This is a genomic window from Arthrobacter sp. 05N33_2, from assembly GCF_056397425.1.
Map to the genome: position 1 here is coordinate 19,186 of NZ_JBFTNJ010000029.1, position 19,505 is coordinate 38,690.

Sequence of the window (19,505 nt, forward strand, 5' to 3'; positions counted from 1 at the left end):
AGCGAGCTTGAGGGACAAGGGCACCCTGGCTATGTGCCGGCTACACCCACTGCGTTCCTTCGCCGTGGGCTCGTCGCACGGGAACCGCCAGAGCCGCGGCGAAACCTGATGAGTCCGAAGTTCTTCTCAGGAATTGCCATGGCAAAATACCAAACCATGCCGAGGGGCAGAATGATCAAGCTTGTGATGAGTGTGTAGAAAGGCATCAGCAAAAGCCAGCGATTCCGATTTTTCCAGTGGATGCCATAAATCATGCCGAAGTAAAGAACGGCCGCGGCCAGCAGTGACAGCCCGGGATGCACGAGCGCTTCCCACCGAAGAAGGAGAAAAGCAAACAGTACGACGCTGCCGTATGTCCAGAAGAACGGATGCCAAAAGCAGAAGCGGATATTCACAATATACAAGCGGAATTCCCCGCCCGCCCAGGCCAGGCGCTGCCGCCACCAGGCCCGCAGCGTCGCTGGTACCTCCGTGTTCACGGCGAACGGAATGTGTGTCATACGGTATCCAAGGCGCTCACCGAGCAGTCCTGTCTCAACATCATTCCCCTGGAAGAAGAGTGAATGCTGCGCCATGATGGCACGCATTGCGGATGTTGTTCCTGCGTGGCATGCCCCGCTCAGAAGCCACGGCATGACGAACCTGAGGCGCATGGCCAGGCGGTACTCATGCCGCTGCAACTGGACCAAGGCGGGACCCTCCGCCTGCGGCACCAGTTCAATGGAGGCGACATCGTCACCCCGCTTCCGAAGCTCTCCCACCAGCTCTGACAGCGGGCGGACCGACGTCGTGTCCGCATCCAGACATACGACGTATTCAGCGTCAACGGCAGATTCCAGTGCGTCCCGAATGACTCGGTCACGGACTGTACCGCCAGTTCGGCGACCAGTTCCGGCAGAAGGCGCAACGTAATCGCTGAGGAATACCCGGAAACCATGAGTCGTCGCAATTTGGTCGAGCGACTGCCTGAAGCCGTCGGACTCACCGGAGGTCGTACAGAGGATGACCTGGGAGCCGTAGCTGTGGAGAAAGTCGACGTTTGTCAAATAGCGGATATCGCCATAGATGGGAACCAGCACGTCGAATGACAAACCGTGAAGCGACTCACTGCCGGCTTCCCGGACCGCCGTTCCGAAGCGGCTGCTGCGGGCCGCCCCGACAGCGTCAACTAAGACTGCGAGAAGTGGCAGTGCCAAGAGCGCCAGAAGAGAGGCTGTCCAGTCCATCGTTTACCTTTCCGGCCGTATTGAATTCGAGGGCCTCGCGAACGAGTGCAGGATGCGCGCCGTGATCGACGAGCTCGCGAAGAAGTTCCAGTGCAGGGTCAATCGGATAGGTTCCAACATCGACCTTCAGGATGCGCGGATGAGGCGTGGCGTAGTGGGTTTCGCGCATGTCGAAAAGTTCCTCGGACATCTTTTCGCCGGGACGCAGGCCGGTGTACTCAACTGCAGGCATCGGGCAGTCAACCATTTCGACGTACCGGCGCAGCAGCGACTCGATCCGCACAGGGGCGCCCATGTCCAGCACGTACGTTTCCCCGCCGGAACCGAGGCAAGCGGCTTCGATCACCAGGCCGGCTGCTTCGGGGATGGTCATGAAGTAGCGTGCGACACCGGGATCGGTGATCCGGATCGGCTGTCCCCTCTCAATCTGAGTCATCAGCGTGGGCAGGAAGGAGCCTCGGCTGCCAAGAACATTTCCAAACCGGACACTTGCCAGTTTGGTCTCTGAGGTGCCGGCATACTTGCCGGCCACGTGCTCGGCGAGCCTCTTGGACCATCCCAATGCCGATGTCGGATTGGCCGCCTTGTCTGTGCTGATGTTGACAACCCTGCTGACACCTGCAGCAATTGCTGCTCGGACTACGGACTGGGTTCCAAAGACGTTGGTCTTGACTGCTGCCTCAGGTGCCCGCTCGAGAAGCGGCAGGTGCTTGTGGGCTGCGGCATGAAAGACGACATCCGGGTGGACCTCCTGCATGATGCGCCGCATGAGCTGTTCGTCCCGGATGTCGGCGAGCCGGTACACGTCGTCGTCCAGCAGCGCCAGGCCTTCCAGGTCCATTTGCAGGTTATAAAGGGCGAACTCGTCGTCGTCGATGCAGAAGACCTTGCCAGCTTCCAGCGTATGCATCTGGCGCACGATCTCTGAGCCGATGGAACCCCCGGCGCCCGTCACGAGGATCGTTCTGCCTTGGATCAAAGCTTTCGCAGCAGACCCGTAAACGTGCATCGACTCTCTGCCAAGTAGTCGGTCGGCCCAAATCTTTTCCATCGCACTGCCCCCATGTTCACAAAATTGTTCGGCTTCTTATTGAGCAAATTCATCGCAGGACAGATCTCTTCGGCTCCGCCAGGAGGCGGCCGAACGCAAATGAATAACCCGCATGCCGCAGGGCCGTGACCCTGGAATCCGTTGGTTTTCCCCCACTGAGACCTTCCACCCCAACAACACACGGCTTCTTTCTCGGCAACACGAGTAGCTGGTACCTGTAAATGAGCGTGAGCGCTACTTGGTACGGAGGACTTGCCTACGGGCACCGGCCGGTCAATTGCTTGCGGCGCTCCGATCAAGCTGATAGGCCTGACGGTAAGGTGCAGAGTGGCAGATCAGCACGCCGCCCCATCCGGGTGGTGGTTGCAGAAGGGAAGTTCACGTGACTCGCAAGACTCCTCACATCGAGGAACCGTCCGAAAAGGATCTCGTCGTCGGAGACGGGCCGAAAAGCTGGGCCGCCGGCGTCCCGGGCGTGTACCACTCCATGAAGCCAGCCATCGAACAGATGGGGCTGAACCGGACCCGCAAGACCGTCATGGCGATGAACCAGAAGGACGGCTTCGACTGTCCGAGCTGCGCGTGGCCGGATCCCCACCACCGCAAGGCATTCGAGTTCTGCGAGAACGGGGCCAAGGCGGTCACCTGGGAAGCGACCCCGGTGGTGGTTCCCGAAACTTTCTGGGCCGAGAATGCCGTCAGCGACCTGCGCAGCCAGACCGAGTACTGGCTTGGCATGCAGGGCCGCCTGACCGAACCGGTGTACAAGGCCGCCGGCGAGGACCACTACAAGGCGGTCAGCTGGGACGAGGCGCTCCGGCTCGTGGCCGACAAGCTCAAGGGTCTGGACTCCCCCGACCAGGCGGCGTTCTATACGAGCGGCCGGACCTCGAACGAGGCTGCCTTCCTCTACCAGCTCATGGTCCGCGGCTACGGCACCAACAACCTGCCGGACTGCTCCAATATGTGCCACGAATCCTCCGGCTGGGCCATGGGCCAGACCATCGGCATCGGCAAGGCGACGGTCAGCTTCGACGACTACGCCAAAGCCGACCTGATCATTATCATGGGCCAGAACCCCGGCACCAACCACCCCCGGATGATGACCGAACTCGAGGCGTGCAAGCGCAACGGCGGTGAGATCGTGGCCGTCAACCCCCTCCCCGAAGCGGGCCTGCGCCGGTACAAGAACCCGCAGCAGGTCAACGGGGTCGTCGGTCACGGCGTCCAGATCGCGGACCAGTTCCTCCAGATCCGGATCGGCGGGGACATGGCGCTGCTGCAGGCCGTGTCCAAGCGCGTGCTCGACGCCGAGGCCAAGAACCCCGGGACGGTCCTGGACCACGCCTTCCTGGCCGAACACTGCGAGGGGCTCGAGGAGCTCAAGGAACACCTCGCCGGGCTGGATGAAGGCACAGTGCTTGAGGCCACGGGCCTGCGCAGCGAGGACATCGATGAGCTGGCCGCCCGCTACCTCAAGGCCGAGAAAGTCATCATCACCTGGGCCATGGGCATCACCCAGCAGAAGAAGGGTGTTGCCACCATCAAGGAGATCATCAACCTCCTGCTGCTGCGCGGCAATATCGGCAAGCCAGGCGCCGGCGCCTCCCCCATCCGCGGGCACAGCAATGTGCAGGGCGACCGGACCATGGGCATCTGGGAGCAGATGCCGCAGTCCTTCATGGAGGCCCTCGGCGAGGAGTTCGACTTCGAGCCGCCCCGCGAACACGGCGCGGACGCCGTCGAGACCATCAACAAGATGCGCGCAGGCGAAATCAAGGTATTCGTCGCCCTGGGCGGCAACCTGGTGGGTGCCATCTCGGACACGAACGCCGCCGAGGCTGCGATGCAAAACACGGAGATGACGGTGCAGATCTCGACCAAGCTGAACCGCTCGCACACTGTGACGGGCCGCGAGGCCCTGATCCTCCCCACGATGGGCCGGACCGAGATCGATATCCAGGAATCCGGTCCCCAGTTCGTGTCGGTGGAGGACACCGTCTGCGCCGTGCACCCGTCCTGGGGCAGCGTCGAGCCGGTGTCCCACCATCTGCTCTCGGAGCCGGCCATCGTGAGCCGGCTGGGCAAACTCCTGGTGGGCGACAAGATCAGGGCCGACTGGGACGGCTATGAGAAGAACTACGACCTCATCCGGGACCATATTTCGCGGGTGGTGGGCGGCTGCGAGGACTACAACCAGCGGATCCGGCAGGAAGGCGGGTTTGTCCTCGCCCACGGTCCCCGCGACTCCCGCACTTTCCCCACGCCCACCGGCAAGGCCGTGCTGACAGCCAATGATCTTGAACTTGTCGAACGGCCGGAGGGAACCCTGATCCTGCAGAGCATGCGCTCCCACGACCAGTTCAACACCACCATCTACTCGCACAACGACCGCTACCGTGGCATCAAGAAGGGCCGCCATGTGGTGTTCGTGAACCCTGACGACATCGCCGAACTCGGCCTTGCGGACGGGCAATATGTGGACGTCCGCGGCGTATACGACGACGGTGAGGAACGCGTGGTGCGCAAGTTCCGTGTGGTGTCGTACCCCACGGCACGCGGTTGCGCTGCTGCCTATTACCCCGAAGCCAACGTGCTGGTGCCGCTGAACCACACGGCCGAAGGCAGCAACACGCCAGTCTCGAAGGCAGTCATCGTCCGGCTCGAGCCGAGCCTGGACCAGATACCCGACGGCGCGGCAACAGCCCCTGCCCGGGTGGCCTCACGCTAGGCACCCGTCAGCCGGGGCCGGGCCAGTCCGCACCACCGGACATGCCCCGCCCCGGCCACGGCGAGTGGACATAACACCAACATGCCCATGCCCGCGCCCCACCGCGGAGCATGTCCAGTGGCTGCGGACCGCGCGCATGGCGTGATCCCTGTGCACCAGGTCCGGCGTGCTTCCAGGGTGCTCGCGGGGCGGGCTACTGGGCCCTCTTGGCCCAGCCTTTCTCGTCCGGGCCGCCCGACTCGCCATGTTCGCAGAGCTCGATGACCTTGTTGGACGCGGCGTGCACGGCCTCCTGCGTGCCCTTGCGGCCCTTGGTGGACGCAGTACCCGCCGCGTAACCCACGATGAACGTACTGATGGCGTCCGCATGTGGCCCGACGGCTTTGACCGATTCCTCTGCCACCTGGACGATCTTTTCGTGGTCGACTTCCAGGTCAAGAATCTGCAGGGCCTGGATGAGCCGGCTGCTCCAATGCCGCAGCGAGCTGTCTTCGTCTCGGGACAACGTCATTGCTACTCCTTCTCGCAGGGTGAATGGATCGTCTAACCCTCAAGGGGTAGCACCCGCCCCCGGCGTTGCGCAACGCGACACAGCGGCACGGCGGCAGGCGGCACGGCGGCGGCCCCTCAGCTCCAGAGCGCCACGTGGAACTTGGATCCCCGCCGTTCCAGCCCTCGGGAACCGCCGGGGGCGACCATGGCCGCGGTGGCGTCGGCGGTGCCGGCAAACCGTTGGAGGGTCCGCGCCATGGTGGTGGCCCGGCCGCGGTCCAGGGTACTGGCCCACCAGAGTCCGGAGATCGGCGTTCCGGCTACCGGCACACGGACCAGGGAACCGCTGCGGATTTCAGCCCGGACAATATGCCCCAGCGCCAGCATGGTTCCCTCTCCGGCCCTGACGGCGGCCAGGGCCTCCGTTTCGCTGCTCAACCGGACGATCTCCGGCGCCACCGACTGGGCAGCCAGCCAGCGGCCCTCCTCGCTGGCCGCCTGGATGCCGGCGGGCCCGGCAAACCAGGGTCTGCGCAGCAGTTCGGCCGGCGCGACCGGCCCGTGGAGGGCGGCGATCGGATGCCCGGCGGCCGCCACGACGATCCGCTGGTACCGCAGGAACGGGACGGAGTCGATGCCGACGTCGCCAGTACCGTTGGCAAGGGAGCCGTTGCGGGCGGCGGGCCTGGCCCCCAAAGCGATGTCGTAGACGCGTTCCCGCATCAGCGAGGCGATGTCCTCGGCCTCCTCCACCACCACATCGACGGAGGCCCCGGGAACCCGGCGGGTGAAAAGGTCCAGCAGGCGCCCCGCCGCGTGCTCAGCAAACGGCGCCGTCGCCACGATTTTCAGCCGCCCGGTCTCGGTCTGGGCATGTGCCACCTCCCACCGGGCACGGTCCGCCAGTCCCACGATGTCCTGGGCATGTTCGGCGAGCGCCCGGCCGCCGGGAGTCAGCGCAATCCCGCCATGGGCGCGCACGAAGAGCGGGTCGCCCAGATCCTGCCTGAGTGCGGCGAGCGCCGTCGATACTGCCGGTTCGCTGACTCCGAGCTGGACGGCGGCCGCATGGAGGGAACCCAGCTTGGCCACCAGGGCGAACGTCCGCAACTGTCCCAATGTCATCGCCACGGCTTCATAACCTTTCGCTTATGACGATATTGACAGCCCTGTCAGGCCGGGACAAGACTGACCTCAATCCGGCGCCAGGCAGCTGCTACTCCACGCCGCCGGCCTTTCGGAGTGAGGTAGGGACTATGCAGATTCCGGCTCCATTTGACTACGTGCGCGCCACTACGGTGGAGAACGCACTGGAACTCCTTGCCCGGTACGGACCCGAATCGCGGGTGGTTGCCGGCGGCCATAGCCTCCTGCCGATGATGAAGCTCCGCCTCTCCCGGCCCGAATGGCTGATCGACATCAATGACCTATACGAGCTCGATTTCATCTTCCGTGACGGCACCAAGCTAAGGGTCGGCGCCCTGACGCGCCACACCACCCTGCTCGAGTCGGACGAGGTGGCCGGGCTGTTCCCCATCGTGCGGGACGCCGAGCGGGTGATCGCCGACCCCGTGGTCCGCAACCGCGGCACCATTGGCGGCTCGCTGTGCCAGGCCGACCCGGCCGAGGACCTCTCCACGGTGTGTGATGTCCTGGGCGCCGAGGCAGTGATCCGCGGACCGGGCGGCGAGCGCATCCTGTCCATGTCCGAGTTCCACCGCGGACCCTATGAAACCGCGGTCGGGCACGATGAACTGCTCTGCGAACTCAGGTTCGGCATCCGCCCCCGGTCGGGCAGTGCCTACGAAAAGGTCGAACGCCGGGTCGGAGACTGGGCAGTCGGTGCCGCCGGTGCCGCTGTCACCCTCACCGCGGACGGCACTGTCGACGACGCCGCCGTCGGGCTCACCGCCCTGGGCCTCGACCACCCCCTGGCCGGGGCCGCCGCCGTGCTCCGCGGCCGGCATCCGGACGAGGAGCTGTTCGCCGAGGCGGGCAGGCTGGCAGCGGAGGCCTGCGATCCGGTGGCTGACCAGCGCGGCCCCGTCGACTACAAGCGGCATCTCGCCGATGAGCTCACCCAACGGGTACTGCGGCGGGCCTGTGCCCGCRCCGCCCAGATGCAGGAAGGCTGAAGCCGATGCAGATCAGCATGACCGTGAACGGCACCGACGTCACGAGCGAGATTGAGCCCCGGGTGCTCCTGGTCCACTACATCCGCGAGGTCCTGGGCCTCACCGGTACGCACTGGGGATGCGACACAAGCAACTGCGGGACGTGCGTGGTCCTGATGGACGGACAGCCCGTGAAGTCCTGCACCGTCCTGGCCGCCATGGCCGCGGGGCACGACATCCGCACCGTCGAGGGGCTGGCCAGCGGCGGCACCCTCGACCCCGTCCAGCAGGGTTTCATGGAAGAGCACGGGCTGCAGTGTGGCTTCTGCACCCCGGGGATGATGCTCACGGCCCGCGCGCTGCTGGATAAGAATCCGCACCCGGACGACGCCGAGATCCGGCAGGCCATTTCCGGGCAGATCTGCCGGTGCACGGGCTACGCCACGATTGTCCGCTCGGTTCAGTGGGCCGCCGCCCATCCGGCCGGCTCCGGCCTGGCCGACACGGACACCGCCGTCCCGGATGCCGGCGTCCCGGATGTCACGGYGGAGACAGAAGACACGGAGGTGAAGGCATGACCGTCATCCATGACCGGCCGTCAAACCCGGCCGCAGGCGATGAGGACCGTCCGATCGGCTATGGCCGCATCCAGCGGAAGGAAGACCCGCGCTTCGTGCGCGGCAAGGGGCACTACGTGGACGACATCGTGCTGCCGGGGATGCTGCACGGCGCCATCCTGCGCGCTCCGGTGGCGCACGCCCGGCTCGTGTCCATCGACACCACCAACGCCCTCGCGCATCCGAAAGTGGTCGCAGTCATCACCGGCAAGGACCTTCTGGGCCTCAAGCTCGCGTGGGCGCCGACACTATCGGCGGATGTCCAGGCCGTGCTGGTGACCGACAAAGTCCGGTTCCAGGGGCAGGAAGTCGCGTTTGTCGTGGCCGAGGACCGYTACGCCGCRCGSGACGCCCTGGARCTGATCGACGTCGAATACGAAGTCCTTCCCCCGCTGGTGGACGCCCGCAAGGCGCTGGACCCGGACGCCCCGGTGATCCGCGATGAGATCGAGGGCCGGACGGACAACCGGATCTTCGACTGGGAGATGGGCGACAAGGCCGAAACGGATGCGGTGTTCGCCTCCGCGGATGTTGTGGTCAGCCAGGAGATCGTCTACCCGCGGGTCCATCCCGCACCGATGGAGACGTGCGGCGCCGTCGCCGATTTCGACGCCGTCAACGGCAAGCTGACGCTCTACGAGACCACCCAGGCACCGCACGCGCACCGGACCCTGTTCGCGATCGTCGCCGGCATCCCCGAGCACAAGATCCGGATCGTCTCCCCCGATATCGGCGGCGGTTTCGGCAACAAGGTCGGGATCTATCCCGGCTACATCCTCGCCGTCGTCGGTTCGATCGTCTCCGGCCGCCCGGTCAAGTGGGTGGAGGACCGCTCCGAGAACCTGATGTCAACCTCGTTCGCCCGCGACTACATCATGCAGGGCGAAATCGCGGCGACCAAAGACGGCAAGATCCTGGCTCTGCGCACCCACGTGCTGGCCGACCACGGCGCGTTCAACGCCACCGCCCAGCCCACCAAGAACCCGGCCGGATTCTTCTCCATCTTCACCGGCAGCTACGACCTTGAGGCTGCTTACTGCTCGGTCACCGGCGTCTACACCAACAAGGCGCCCGGCGGGGTGGCCTATGCGTGTTCCTTCCGCGTCACCGAGGCCGTCTACCTCGTGGAGCGGATGGTCGACATCCTTGCCCGCAAGCTGGACATGGACCCGGCGGAACTGCGGCTGAAGAACTTCATCAAGCCGGAGCAGTTCCCCTATGCCAACAAGACCGGCTGGGTCTACGACTCGGGCAACTACGAGGCCGCCATGCGCCTCTCGATGCAGCTCGCCGGATACGAGGACCTCCGCCGCGAGCAGGCCGAGAAACGCGAACGCGGGGAACTCATGGGCATCGGGGTTTCCTTCTTCACGGAAGTCGTCGGAGCCGGGCCAAGGAAGCACTTCGACATTGTGGGCCTCGGCATGGCCGACGGCGCTGAACTGCGCGTCCACCCCACTGGCAAGGCCGTGTTGCGCATCTCGGTGCAGAGCCAGGGCCAGGGCCACGAGACCACCTTCGCCCAGATCGTGGCGGAAGAACTCGGCATCCCGCCGGAGGACATCGAGGTGGTGCACGGGGACACCGACCAGACGCCGTTCGGCTTGGGCACGTACGGCAGCCGTTCGACGCCGGTCAGCGGCGGCGCCGTGGCCCTTGTGGCCCGGAAGGTGCGCGAGAAGGCGAAACTGATCGCCGGGGCGATGCTGGAGACCCGCCCCGAGGACCTCGAATGGGAAAAGGGCCGCTGGTTCGTCAAAGGCGATCCGAGCGTCGGCAAGACCATGGCCGAGATCGCCATGGGCGCCCACGGCACCATTGCCTTGCCTGAGGGCGTGGACGGAAATCTCGACGCCGAGGTCACCTACGACCCGCCGAACCTGACCTTCCCGTTCGGCGCCTACATCTGCGTCGTCGACATCGATCCCGGCACGGGGCAGGTCAAAGTGCGGCGCTTCATCGCGGTGGATGACTGCGGCACCAGGATCAACCCGATGATCATCGAAGGCCAGGTGCATGGCGGGCTGACGGACGGTGTGGGCATGGCCCTGATGGAGATCATCGAGTTCGACGAGGACGGCAACTGCCTCGCCGGGTCCTTCATGGACTACCTGATCCCCACGGCCATGGAAGTGCCGGACTGGGAAACCGGATTCACTGTCACGCCCTCCCCGCACCACCCGATCGGGGCGAAGGGCATCGGCGAGTCCGCCACAGTCGGCTCACCGCCGGCGATCGTCAACGCCGTTGTCGATGCCCTGGCGCCGTTCGGCGTCACACATATGGACATGCCCTGCACCCCGGCCCGCGTCTGGGCTGCCATGCAGGGCCGGGCCCGGCCGCCGATCTGATGGCCTACGCCGCAGGATCCCTGGCCGCCAGGGCCGATGAACTCGCCAGCCGCCGCGAGCCGTTCGTCCATGCCACGGTGGTCCGCGCCCAGCATCCGACGAGCGCCCACGCCGGGGACACCGCCCTGGTGCTGCCCGGCGGAGAGATCCACGGCTTTGTGGGCGGAAACTGCGTGGAGGAGTCGGTGCGCGAGTACAGCCGGCAGGTCCTGGCCACCCAGGAACCCCTCCTGCTGCGGGTGCTGCCCGGAGAACCGTCCCGCACCGCGGAGGAAGGCGCCGTCGAGGTCACCAACCCGTGCCTGAGCGGCGGGGCGATCGAGATCTTCCTCCAGCCGCGGATTCCGGCGCCCCGTGTCGTGGTGGTGGGCACGACGCCGGTGGCGCAGGCCCTGGAAACGCTCGGCTCCGGCGTCGGCCTCGAAGTCGAACTGACGGACGGCGAATCCGCAGATCCCCGCGGGGACGACGCGGCATTGATTGTCGCCTCGCACGGCAAAGCGGAAGAGCGTGCCCTGGAAGCCGCCCTGCGGGCCGGTGTCCCCTACGTTGCCCTCGTGGCCAGTAGAACCCGCGGCGCCGCCGTCCTGGAATCCCTCGACGTCGACGACGCCCTGCGGCGGCGGGTTTTCACACCGGCCGGGCTGCAACTCGGCGCCCGGACCCCCGGGGAGATCGCCCTGTCCATCCTCGCCCAGCTGGTCGGTGAACGGTCCAGGGCGCGGCGCGCCGCCCCGCCCCTGGCGTCCGCTGCCGCGGCGGCCACGAGCTTCGGCACGGAGCCAGTACCATCGGAGCCCGCACCACCGGAGCCCGCACCACCGGGGACGGGGCCGGCGAGCGCGGTCGACCCGGTGTGCGGCATGTCTGTCCCGGCYCTCGAATCGTCCCTGCACCTGGTTCACGAAGGGGCCGCCGTCTACTTCTGCTCGCCCGGCTGCCGGGCCGCCTTCCGCAAAGATCCGGAACGCTATGCCGTTACGACCTGAGCCGTTGCCGGCGGCAGAAAGCCCCGGGCCCCGGACCGCCGGCATCATCCTGGCCGCGGGCGGTTCCCGGCGACTGGGCCGGCCGAAGCAGCTGCTGCCCTACGGCGCCGGAGTGCTGCTCGATGCCGTCCTGGCGACTGCCCGGGACTGTGGCTTCGGCCAGACGGTGCTGGCCCTGGGCGGCGCAGCGGCCGACGTGGAGCGCACTGTGGACACCAGCGGCTGCGATGTGGTGCTCAACCCGGACTTCGGCGAAGGGTGCGCGTCCTCGATCGCCACGGCGCTCGCCGCCCTCCATCCGGGCACCAGCGCCGTCGTCCTGCTGCTCGGCGATCAGCCCGGTGTCCGGGCCGCGAGCGTCCGGGCAGTGCTTGGCGCCCTGCAGCCCACTCCTGCGCACACTGCCGGCATCGCGGTGTGCCGCTACGACGACGGCGTGGGCCACCCGATGGCGTTTGCCCGGCGCCTGCTGCCGGACCTGGCCGCCCTGCACGGGGACAAAGCCGTCTGGAAGCTCCTGGCACAGCGGGCGGACGACGTCGTCGAGGTCCGCACAGCCGGCCCCGTCCCCCCGGACGTCGACACCGAAGACGACTACCGGCGCCTCCTTGCCGGGCTGCTGGGGGCCCTATGACGGCGGCGGCGCGGGCCGGCGCGGAGGAGGACGTGCGGCGCCGGGCCCCGGATGTCGGATCGCTGATGGCCGCGCTGGACCGGGCCAACTACCTGGCCGACGTCGGACTGGCGACGGCCCTGTTCCTGGCTGTCCGCCTGCCGCAGCCCATCCTGCTCGAGGGCGAGGCGGGGGTCGGGAAGACGGAGGCCGCTAAGGCGCTGGCCGAGCTCCTCGACACCCCGCTGTACCGGCTGCAGTGCTACGAGGGAATCGACGCCGGTGAGGCCCTCTATGAGTGGAACCACCAGCGCCAGCTGCTCGGCATCCGGCTGGCCGAAGTCCGCGACACCGAGGTCACGGAAACGGACCTGTTTGCCTCCCAGTACCTGCTGCGGCGCCCGCTCCTGCAGGCGCTGGAACATCCCGGCCCGCGGCCTGCCGTGCTGCTCCTGGACGAGATCGACCGCGCCGACGCCGAATTCGAGGCCTTCACCWTTGAACTGCTGGCCGAATCCGCCGTCACCATCCCGGAGCTGGGCACAATCCGCGCCACCCATCCCCCCATCGTGATCCTGACCTCCAACCGGACCCGGGACCTTCACGACGCCCTGACCCGCCGCTGCCTGTACCACTGGATCGACTACCCGGGACCCGCCCGGATTGCCGAGATCGTGCGCCGCCGGGTTCCTGCCAGCAGCGGCCCGCTGGCCCTCCAGGCCGCTGCCGTCATCACCCGGCTGCGCACCCTGGACCTCRCCAAGCCGCCCGGGATCTCCGAGGCAATCGACTGGGTCTCGGCCCTGGCCGTGCTGGGGGTGGAGCGGATCGACCCCGGCACCACCGAGCAAACGTGGGGCTCCATCGTCAAGAACCGCGACGACCTCGAACTCGTCGGCTCCCGCGGCGCGGCCTGGCTCGTGGACGGCACCGATGGCTGAAGACCACGGCCCCGCCCAGAACAACAGTGCCACCGATCAGCCGCCGCAGCCGCCACTGGTCGAGGCGGCCGCCTTGTCCGCCGCGTTCGTCACGGCCATCCGGAGGGCCGGCCTGGCGACCTCGCCGGACCGGGCGGCGCGGCTCGCCGAGGCGCTCCACCTGATCCCCCCGGCCCGGCTTGAGCAGCTCTACTGGACCTGCCGCGTGGTGCTCGTGTCCGCCCGCGAAGAAGTGYCCGTGTTCGATGCCGTCTTCGCGGCCGTGTTCCGCGGGAACGCCGCCCCCGCCCAGCCGGGCAGCGTGCCCGGCGCGGCAGCGGCGCCGCCCGCGCCGGCCCTCCGGACCAGGCCCGCAGCGCCAGGGAGCCAGACGCCGGGCCCGGCCCCCGGCACGCCGCAGCAGCCGCGCCTGGCCTTCCCCGGCCGGGACGGCTCCGCGGAGGACGGCCGCACTGACCGGGAGGCCGTCCTTGCCATGGTTTCCGCAGACGAACACCTGCAGGTGACATCCTTCGCCGAGCTTTCCGCCGATGAAGTAGCGGCGGTCCGGCGGCTGGCGGCGGCGCTGCAGCTCGCGACGCCGCTGCGCCTGAGCCGCCGCACGCGCACGTCGGCCCACAGCACGGCGAGCCTGGATGTCCGGGCGACAGTGCGCGCTGCCCGCCGGTCCGGGACCGACGCCCCGCTGCTGCTCTATGCCCGCCGGCGCGAGCAGCGCCGCAAACTGGTATTGCTCTGCGATGTTTCGGGATCGATGGAACCCTACTCCCGGGTCTTCGTATCCTTCCTGCAGGGCGCCGTGACCCGGGCCGGGGCGGAAGCCTTTGTCTTCTCCACCAGGCTGACCCGGCTGACACGGCAACTGGCCCTGCGTGATCCGGACCAGGCCCTGGCCCGCGCCGCTGTCTCCGCGCCGGACTGGGCCGGCGGAACCCGGATCGCCGAATGCCTCCGGCGCTTCGTCGACGAGCACGGCCGCCGCGGACTGGCGCGGGGCGCTGTGGTGGTGGTGTTTTCCGACGGCTGGGCCTACGAGGATTCGGAACAGGTCGCGGCGCAGATGGCCCGCCTGCGCCGGCTCGCCCACCGGATCATCTGGGTGAATCCGCGCAAGGCAGCCCCGCAGTACCGGCCCCTCGTGGGCGGCATGGCGGCGGCCCTGCCCTACTGCGACGCCTTCGTCAGCGGCCACAGCTACCGGGCCTTGGCGCAGGTGGCTGCCGCCATTCGCGGCGAGGGGCCGCCTTCACAGGACACGCACGAACGAGCGAGAGGCAAGGAACCAGCCCATGCACATTGACAGCACGTTCTCGGTGGTCGCACCAATAAGCCAGGTGTGGGACACGCTGATGGACTTTGAACGGGTGGCCGGTTGCCTTCCGGGGGCCAGGATCCTGAACAAGCTCTCGGACGACGCCTACCAAGTGGGCATGACGGTAAAGCTCGGCCCGGTCACGATGCAATACAAGGGCCTGCTGAACGTCATTGAACGAAACGCCCCGGAACATCGTGCGGTCCTTGGCGGCAAGGCCCAGGAGACCCGCGGACAAGGCACCGCCGAGGCCACCGTCACCCTGGTGCTGGCCGAAGACGGAGCGGCCACACGGGGTTCCGTCAGCGCAGACCTGGCGCTGTCCGGCAAGGCAGCGGCCATGGGCAAGGGGGTGATCGGCAGCGTCACGGAGCAGATGATGTCGCTCTTCGCGAAAAATCTGCAGGCCATGCTCACTGAGGCAGCACCCCCTGCGCAGGAAGCCCCTGCGGGACCGACCCCTGCGGCGGTCCCCGAACCCACCCCGGCTCCGGTCCCCGCGGCGGCCGCGGAACCGGTCCCTGTGCCTGTCTCGGCGGCGGCCGCGCCGGAACCGGCCCCTGCGCCTGTCTCGGCGGCGGCTGCGCCGGACGGCAGCCTGGATGCGCTGAGCCTCGCCAAGGGAATCGCGGCGGAGCAGTTGTCCAGCCCGGTGAAGGTCCTCGGCGTTATCGCCGTCGTGGCGTGCATCGCGTACTGGGCCGGCCGGCGTTCGGCGTTCCGGCTGCTCCGGCTGTGCGGCAGGCTCTGAGGAGCGCCGATGCGTGATGTCCTCGCGGTCATGTTGCCCGACTGGCGAAGCGGTGCCACGGCAGGCCTGGCCACCGTTGTGAGCACATTCAGATCTGCGCCCCGGCTCCCCGGGGCCGCCATGCTGGTGACGGCCGGCGGCGAGGCCGTGGGCTCCGTCTCCGGCGGCTGCGTCGAGGGGGCCGTGTACGAGCTCGCCACCCAGGTCAAGGACGACGGCGAGCCGGCCCTGGTGCGCTACGGGATCAGCGACGACGACGCCTATGCCRTGGGCCTGACCTGCGGTGGAATCATCGACATCTTCGTCGAACCTGTCTCCCGGCAACACTTTGCCGAACTCGACGCCGTCGCCCAGGACATCGCCGACGGGCGCCGTGTGGGCGTCGCCACGGTCATCGAACACCCGGATGCCGGCCGTGTGGGGCGGCACCTGGTTGTCAGGCCCGACGGTTGCGAGGGTGACCTGGGCTCGGACCGGACCAACCGCGCCGTCGGCGACGACACCCAGGGTCTTCTCGCCGCCGGCCGGACGGGCATCCTGAACTACGGCGTGGACGGCGAGCGGCTGGACACCGGCATGCGCGTCTTCTTTGCCAGCTATGCGCCGCCGCCGCGCATGCTCGTCTTCGGCGCCATTGACTTCGCCGCGGCGCTGGCGCGGCTGGGCGCGTTCCTGGGCTACCGGGTGACCGTCTGCGATGCGCGGTCCGTATTCGCGACGCCGGCGCGATTCCCTGACGCCGCCGAGGTGGTCAACGCGTGGCCACACCGGTACCTAAGCGCGCAGTTTGCCCAAGGGCTGCTGGATTCCAGGGCTGTGCTCTGCGTCCTGACCCACGACCCGAAGTTCGACATCCCCGTCCTTGAGGTGGCCCTGCGCGGCAGCCCCGTGGCCTTTGTCGGCGCCATGGGATCCCGGCGCACGCACGAGGACAGGATGGCACGGCTTCGGCAGACGGGACTGACTGAGGCCCAGTTGTCCAGGCTTCACAGTCCTGTCGGCCTGGATCTGGGCGCCCGCACCCCGGAGGAAACGGCGGTGTCCATCGCGGCAGAGTTCATCGCCCAACAGTGGAGCGGCAGCGGGGAGCCGTTGCGGCAGCTAGGCGAACGGATCCACCACGACGAGCAGTTGTGACTGTGTGGCCATGACGGCGGACGAGGCCCTGCGCTGGACGCTGGCGGTGCTGCTGCCGGCGGCAACGGGCTACTCGGTCGGGCAAAACTTTCGCGGAGCCGGGCCGGCGGTCCACTTTTATGTTCGCCGCCCAGGTTTCATGTTCGCCGCCCAGGCCGCCTGACCGCCGCTCCCCCTTTGCGTCTGATCCGACGCACCGGATTCCGGCTACCGCGCGGCGACCGACGCGGGAGCCAGCAGTTCGCGATACCGGGCGGCGTGCCGGCCGAGTTCGTCGGCGTCCACCCGGGGTGCCGAATGCAGGATGAGTGGCTGGGCCATCTCCAGGCCGCACAAGTGCGCGGTCGCGTCGAGGGGGCGCAGGAGCTCCTCCATCGTGAAGCGGTTGTGTCCTGCCGGCGCGTAGGACGATTCAGGGCCGCCGGTCGACAGCACCAGCTGGAGCCGCTTTCCGTGGAGGGCGTCGCCTCCGGCGCCGTACGCGAAGCCGTACGTAAGCACCTGGTCCATCCACTCCTTCAGGACCCCCGGGACGGAGTACCAGTGCCACGGGAACTGCCAGACGATGGTGTCGTGCCCGCGCAGCAACTCCTGTTCCCGGGCGGTGTCGAACCGCCGGTCCGGGTGGGCGGCGGAGAGGTCATGCACCGTCACGTGCTCCAGGTCCATGATGGCTGAGGTGAGGTGCGCGGTGATCCGCGAGCTTTCCAGGTCGGGGTGGGCAACAAGGACGAGCGTGCGCTGTGGGGTCATGGGAGGTTCGTGCTTCTTTCAGAGTCGGATTCAAGGCCGACCAGGGCCGAGCTGACCTGCCAGAGGCAGTCGATATCGGACTGGCTGTAGCTGCGTTTTGATGATTTCTTCGGAGTGCTGTTGGCAAAGTACTGGCCGGTGACGTTTTCGAGCTCCGGCGCCGAGGCAAGGTATATGGAGGTCCGGGCGCCCTGCTCCGGGGTCTTCATCCACCGCCGAACCAGCGGTGTCAGGAACTCTTGCAGCCGGCCCGGATCTTCGGCTCCGAACGCCGTCGCCACGACTCCGGGGTGGAGCACATTTGCGGTGACGCGGGTGCCGGAGAGACGTGCGGCGAGTCCGTAAGTGAACAAGACGTTGGCCAATTTCGACTGGTTGTACGCCCGCTGCCCCGAGTAGGACCGTTCGGCCAGCAGGTCCGCGAAGTCCATCCGGGCCATGGCCTGGGCGCCGGACGAGACCGTTACGATCCGCGCCGGTCCGCTCTCCTTCAACCGTTCAAGGAGCAGGTTGGTGAGCAGGAAAGGAGCAAGGTGGTTAAGGGCGAAGGTGTACTCAAGTCCATCCACGGTGACGCGGCGGGTGTTCCARAATCCGCCCGCATTGTTGACCAGCACATCGAGGCGGTCCAAGGTATTCAGCACCTCCTCGGCCAGCCTGCGGACTTCCCGCTGGGAGGAGAGATCGGCGGTGAACACCTCGACGGGGGCCGACGCCACAGCGCGGATCTCCTCAGCTGCCCGAGATGCCCTGTCAGCATTGCGGCCGGTGATGGCAACCCGCGCACCCAGGGCGGCCAGACCCAGAGCCGTGGCCTTGCCGATCCCGCCGGTGCCTCCCGTGATCAGAACTGTCTTTCCTGCCATTGACAGCATTCGGTTCTCGCTCTCGGTGTTCGTTGCCGCAAAGCTGCACGCGTGGGGTGTAGACAGGTTTGTCTATACCGGGAACGAAGGTATCAGACAGAACTGTCTGTGCACAAGCAGCGGCCGGCCCTGCTCCGCCGCGGGGCATTCGGGTCGGCTGACGGGCTCCGCAGTGGCCGTCCGGGCGGCCGCCGGGCGTATGCTCTTGGCATGGCGAGATACTTCGATGTGCACCCCGAGAACCCCCAGCACCGTTCGATCCTCCAGGCGGTGGACATCGTGCGCTCAGGCGGCCTGATCGCTTACCCCACGGATTCCTGCTATGCGCTGGGCGCTCAGCTGGGTAACCGGGAGGCCCTGGACCGGATCCGGACCATCCGGCAGTTGGACGGCAAACATCATTTCACCCTCGTCTGCAAGGACTTCGCCCAGTTGGGCCAGTTCGTCCAGATCGACAACGATGTGTTCCGCAGCATCAAGGCCGTCACGCCGGGCAGCTATACCTTCATCCTGCCGGCGACCAGGGAGGTCCCGAAACGGCTGCTGCACCCGAAGAAAAAGACCGTTGGCGTGCGCATCCCGGACAACCACGTCGTGCAGGCGCTGCTCGCTGAGCTCGGCGAGCCGCTGCTGTCGAGCACTTTGCTGCTTCCCGATGAGGAAGAGCCACTCACTCAGGGGTGGGAGATCAAGGAACGCCTGGACCACGTGGTGGACGCCGTGATCGATTCCGGCGACTGTGGTGCCGAGCCAACCACGGTGATCGACTACTCCAGCGGCGTCGCTGAAATCGTCCGGCGCGGCATGGGTGATCCGTCGCGCTTCGAGTAACAGTCGCGCTTCGGTTAACAGACGACGCCGGCAACGGCATGGCGCCTGCCGGCTGACCAGGCGGGGCGGACTAGGCGGATTCCGCCGTGGCCGCCTGCCGGTTCCGCAGCCACCGGCGCACGAGGTCGATGGCGGCGACAAGCCCGGCCAGGGGCGAGAGCACCGCTGCGGCGTAGACGAACATCATCCACGTCAGGGTGGTCACCGGGCTTTGGCGGGTGCTCAGGAGGGACAGTCCGCCGAAGAGGCCCAGGACCCAGAACAGGATGACTCCGGACAGCACAGCGGCTGCGGGGAAGTACTCGTTCGTGACGACTTTCTTCAAGGTTTCCATGGGCCCTCCTCACACCTGGCGGTGGGACTGCCCGCCGGGGATATTCCCAGTATGGGGCCCGGCGCGGCGGAATTCCCCGAGAATCCCGGCCACGTGACGAAGCTAACGCCCGCGTCCCGGTGGCGGCCATCCCGGTCATCAATTCGGCGCCGCCGGTCCACCGGTGGCGGCCCCGCGGGGGTCAGACCGCGGCCCGGACGCGCTGGAGGAAGGAATCAAGCACCCGCCCGGCGTTCTCATGCATGCGCCGGGACTCGGCCGCCGGCAGCTGCCGGCTCTTGGGCCCGTTCAACCGCTCGCCCAGATAGAGCAGCGCCGCCAGTACCTCGGTGTGTTCGGAGTTGCTTTGCGCTCGCTGCCGGAGGAGCCGCTGATGAGCTTCCTGGAGGGCCGGAC

General features: G+C 67.4%; 19 protein-coding genes and 1 pseudogene. 12 read left to right on the forward strand and 8 right to left on the reverse strand.

Annotated features, from left to right (window positions below; genetic code table 11):
- Positions 1-29 precede the first annotated feature (29 nt).
- Together AC1DHX_RS12850 and AC1DHX_RS12855 are read right to left on the reverse strand one after the other, a co-directional pair.
- Entirely contained in the window at positions 30-1,226 is a 1,197-nt protein-coding gene (locus AC1DHX_RS12850; protein WP_476858626.1) for a glycosyltransferase family 2 protein, read from the reverse strand.
- On the reverse strand, positions 1,165-2,277 hold the full coding sequence (locus AC1DHX_RS12855; RefSeq protein ID WP_476855955.1) for an SDR family NAD(P)-dependent oxidoreductase: 1,113 nt from the start codon (positions 2,275-2,277) through the stop codon (positions 1,165-1,167). Before AC1DHX_RS12855 ends, AC1DHX_RS12850 begins: the two co-directional genes overlap by 62 nt.
- Before the next feature lie 382 nt (positions 2,278-2,659).
- Between AC1DHX_RS12855 and AC1DHX_RS12860 the strand changes: the two genes are divergently transcribed.
- Positions 2,660-5,008: an FdhF/YdeP family oxidoreductase gene (locus AC1DHX_RS12860; RefSeq protein WP_476858627.1), complete on the forward strand. Its 2,349-nt coding sequence runs from the start codon at positions 2,660-2,662 to the stop codon at positions 5,006-5,008.
- Between the two features lie 193 nt (positions 5,009-5,201).
- Here AC1DHX_RS12860 and AC1DHX_RS12865 read toward each other — a convergent pair whose 3' ends face one another.
- Together AC1DHX_RS12865 and AC1DHX_RS12870 are read right to left on the reverse strand one after the other, a co-directional pair.
- On the reverse strand, positions 5,202-5,519 hold the full coding sequence (locus tag AC1DHX_RS12865; protein WP_476858628.1) for a DUF6457 domain-containing protein: 318 nt from the start codon (positions 5,517-5,519) through the stop codon (positions 5,202-5,204).
- Positions 5,520-5,635: 116 nt separating this feature from the next.
- Positions 5,636-6,625, reverse strand: coding sequence for a LysR family transcriptional regulator (locus AC1DHX_RS12870; protein ID WP_476858772.1), 990 nt, complete (start codon positions 6,623-6,625; stop codon positions 5,636-5,638).
- A 131-nt stretch (positions 6,626-6,756) separates the two neighbouring features.
- On the opposite strand from AC1DHX_RS12870, the gene AC1DHX_RS12875 reads away from it, so the two are divergent.
- From AC1DHX_RS12875 to AC1DHX_RS12920, 10 genes are read left to right on the forward strand one after another with little or no spacing between them, the layout of a single operon-like run.
- Positions 6,757-7,635, forward strand: coding sequence for an FAD binding domain-containing protein (locus tag AC1DHX_RS12875; RefSeq protein WP_476900098.1), 879 nt, complete (start codon positions 6,757-6,759; stop codon positions 7,633-7,635).
- 5 nt (positions 7,636-7,640) lie between these two features.
- A complete protein-coding gene (locus tag AC1DHX_RS12880; protein WP_476900099.1) occupies positions 7,641-8,192 on the forward strand; it encodes a (2Fe-2S)-binding protein in 552 nt (183 codons plus the stop codon).
- Positions 8,189-10,582: an aerobic carbon-monoxide dehydrogenase large subunit gene (locus AC1DHX_RS12885; protein WP_476858631.1), complete on the forward strand. Its 2,394-nt coding sequence runs from the start codon at positions 8,189-8,191 to the stop codon at positions 10,580-10,582. Before AC1DHX_RS12880 ends, AC1DHX_RS12885 begins: the two co-directional genes overlap by 4 nt.
- Positions 10,582-11,571 (forward strand): XdhC family protein, encoded by a 990-nt coding sequence (locus AC1DHX_RS12890; RefSeq protein WP_476858632.1) that lies wholly within the window; start codon positions 10,582-10,584, stop codon positions 11,569-11,571. Before AC1DHX_RS12885 ends, AC1DHX_RS12890 begins: the two co-directional genes overlap by 1 nt.
- Positions 11,555-12,205, forward strand: a complete 651-nt coding sequence (locus tag AC1DHX_RS12895) for a nucleotidyltransferase family protein (protein ID WP_476858633.1) — start codon at positions 11,555-11,557, stop codon at positions 12,203-12,205. Before AC1DHX_RS12890 ends, AC1DHX_RS12895 begins: the two co-directional genes overlap by 17 nt.
- A complete protein-coding gene (locus AC1DHX_RS12900; protein ID WP_476900100.1) occupies positions 12,202-13,125 on the forward strand; it encodes an AAA family ATPase in 924 nt (307 codons plus the stop codon). Before AC1DHX_RS12895 ends, AC1DHX_RS12900 begins: the two co-directional genes overlap by 4 nt.
- The gene (locus AC1DHX_RS12905; RefSeq protein ID WP_476900101.1) at positions 13,118-14,425 is read left to right on the forward strand and encodes a vWA domain-containing protein; all 1,308 of its coding nucleotides are present in this window, start codon (positions 13,118-13,120) and stop codon (positions 14,423-14,425) included. The genes AC1DHX_RS12900 and AC1DHX_RS12905 overlap by 8 nt, the downstream gene beginning before the upstream one ends.
- Positions 14,415-15,188, forward strand: coding sequence for an SRPBCC family protein (locus AC1DHX_RS12910; RefSeq protein WP_476855963.1), 774 nt, complete (start codon positions 14,415-14,417; stop codon positions 15,186-15,188). The genes AC1DHX_RS12905 and AC1DHX_RS12910 overlap by 11 nt, the downstream gene beginning before the upstream one ends.
- A gap of 9 nt (positions 15,189-15,197) precedes the next feature.
- A complete protein-coding gene (locus AC1DHX_RS12915) occupies positions 15,198-16,325 on the forward strand; it encodes an XdhC family protein (protein WP_476900102.1) in 1,128 nt (375 codons plus the stop codon).
- A gap of 10 nt (positions 16,326-16,335) precedes the next feature.
- On the forward strand, positions 16,336-16,488 hold the full coding sequence (locus tag AC1DHX_RS12920) for a hypothetical protein (protein WP_476855965.1): 153 nt from the start codon (positions 16,336-16,338) through the stop codon (positions 16,486-16,488).
- Positions 16,489-16,532: 44 nt separating this feature from the next.
- Here AC1DHX_RS12920 and AC1DHX_RS12925 read toward each other — a convergent pair whose 3' ends face one another.
- Positions 16,533-17,078 (reverse strand): NAD(P)H-dependent oxidoreductase, encoded by a 546-nt coding sequence (locus AC1DHX_RS12925; protein ID WP_243177783.1) that lies wholly within the window; start codon positions 17,076-17,078, stop codon positions 16,533-16,535.
- On the reverse strand, positions 17,075-17,944 hold the full coding sequence (locus AC1DHX_RS12930) for an SDR family oxidoreductase (RefSeq protein WP_476855966.1): 870 nt from the start codon (positions 17,942-17,944) through the stop codon (positions 17,075-17,077). The genes AC1DHX_RS12925 and AC1DHX_RS12930 overlap by 4 nt, the downstream gene beginning before the upstream one ends.
- A gap of 210 nt (positions 17,945-18,154) precedes the next feature.
- Between AC1DHX_RS12930 and AC1DHX_RS12935 the strand changes: the two genes are divergently transcribed.
- On the forward strand, positions 18,155-18,775 hold the full coding sequence (locus AC1DHX_RS12935; RefSeq protein WP_079549522.1) for an L-threonylcarbamoyladenylate synthase: 621 nt from the start codon (positions 18,155-18,157) through the stop codon (positions 18,773-18,775).
- A 70-nt stretch (positions 18,776-18,845) separates the two neighbouring features.
- On the opposite strand, the gene AC1DHX_RS12940 is transcribed toward AC1DHX_RS12935, so the two are convergent.
- Complete coding sequence (locus AC1DHX_RS12940) at positions 18,846-19,109, reverse strand: hypothetical protein (protein WP_476855967.1); 264 nt, start codon at positions 19,107-19,109, stop codon at positions 18,846-18,848.
- A gap of 181 nt (positions 19,110-19,290) precedes the next feature.
- Positions 19,291-19,505 (reverse strand): annotated as a pseudogene (locus tag AC1DHX_RS12945) (response regulator receiver protein); the annotation flags it as partial.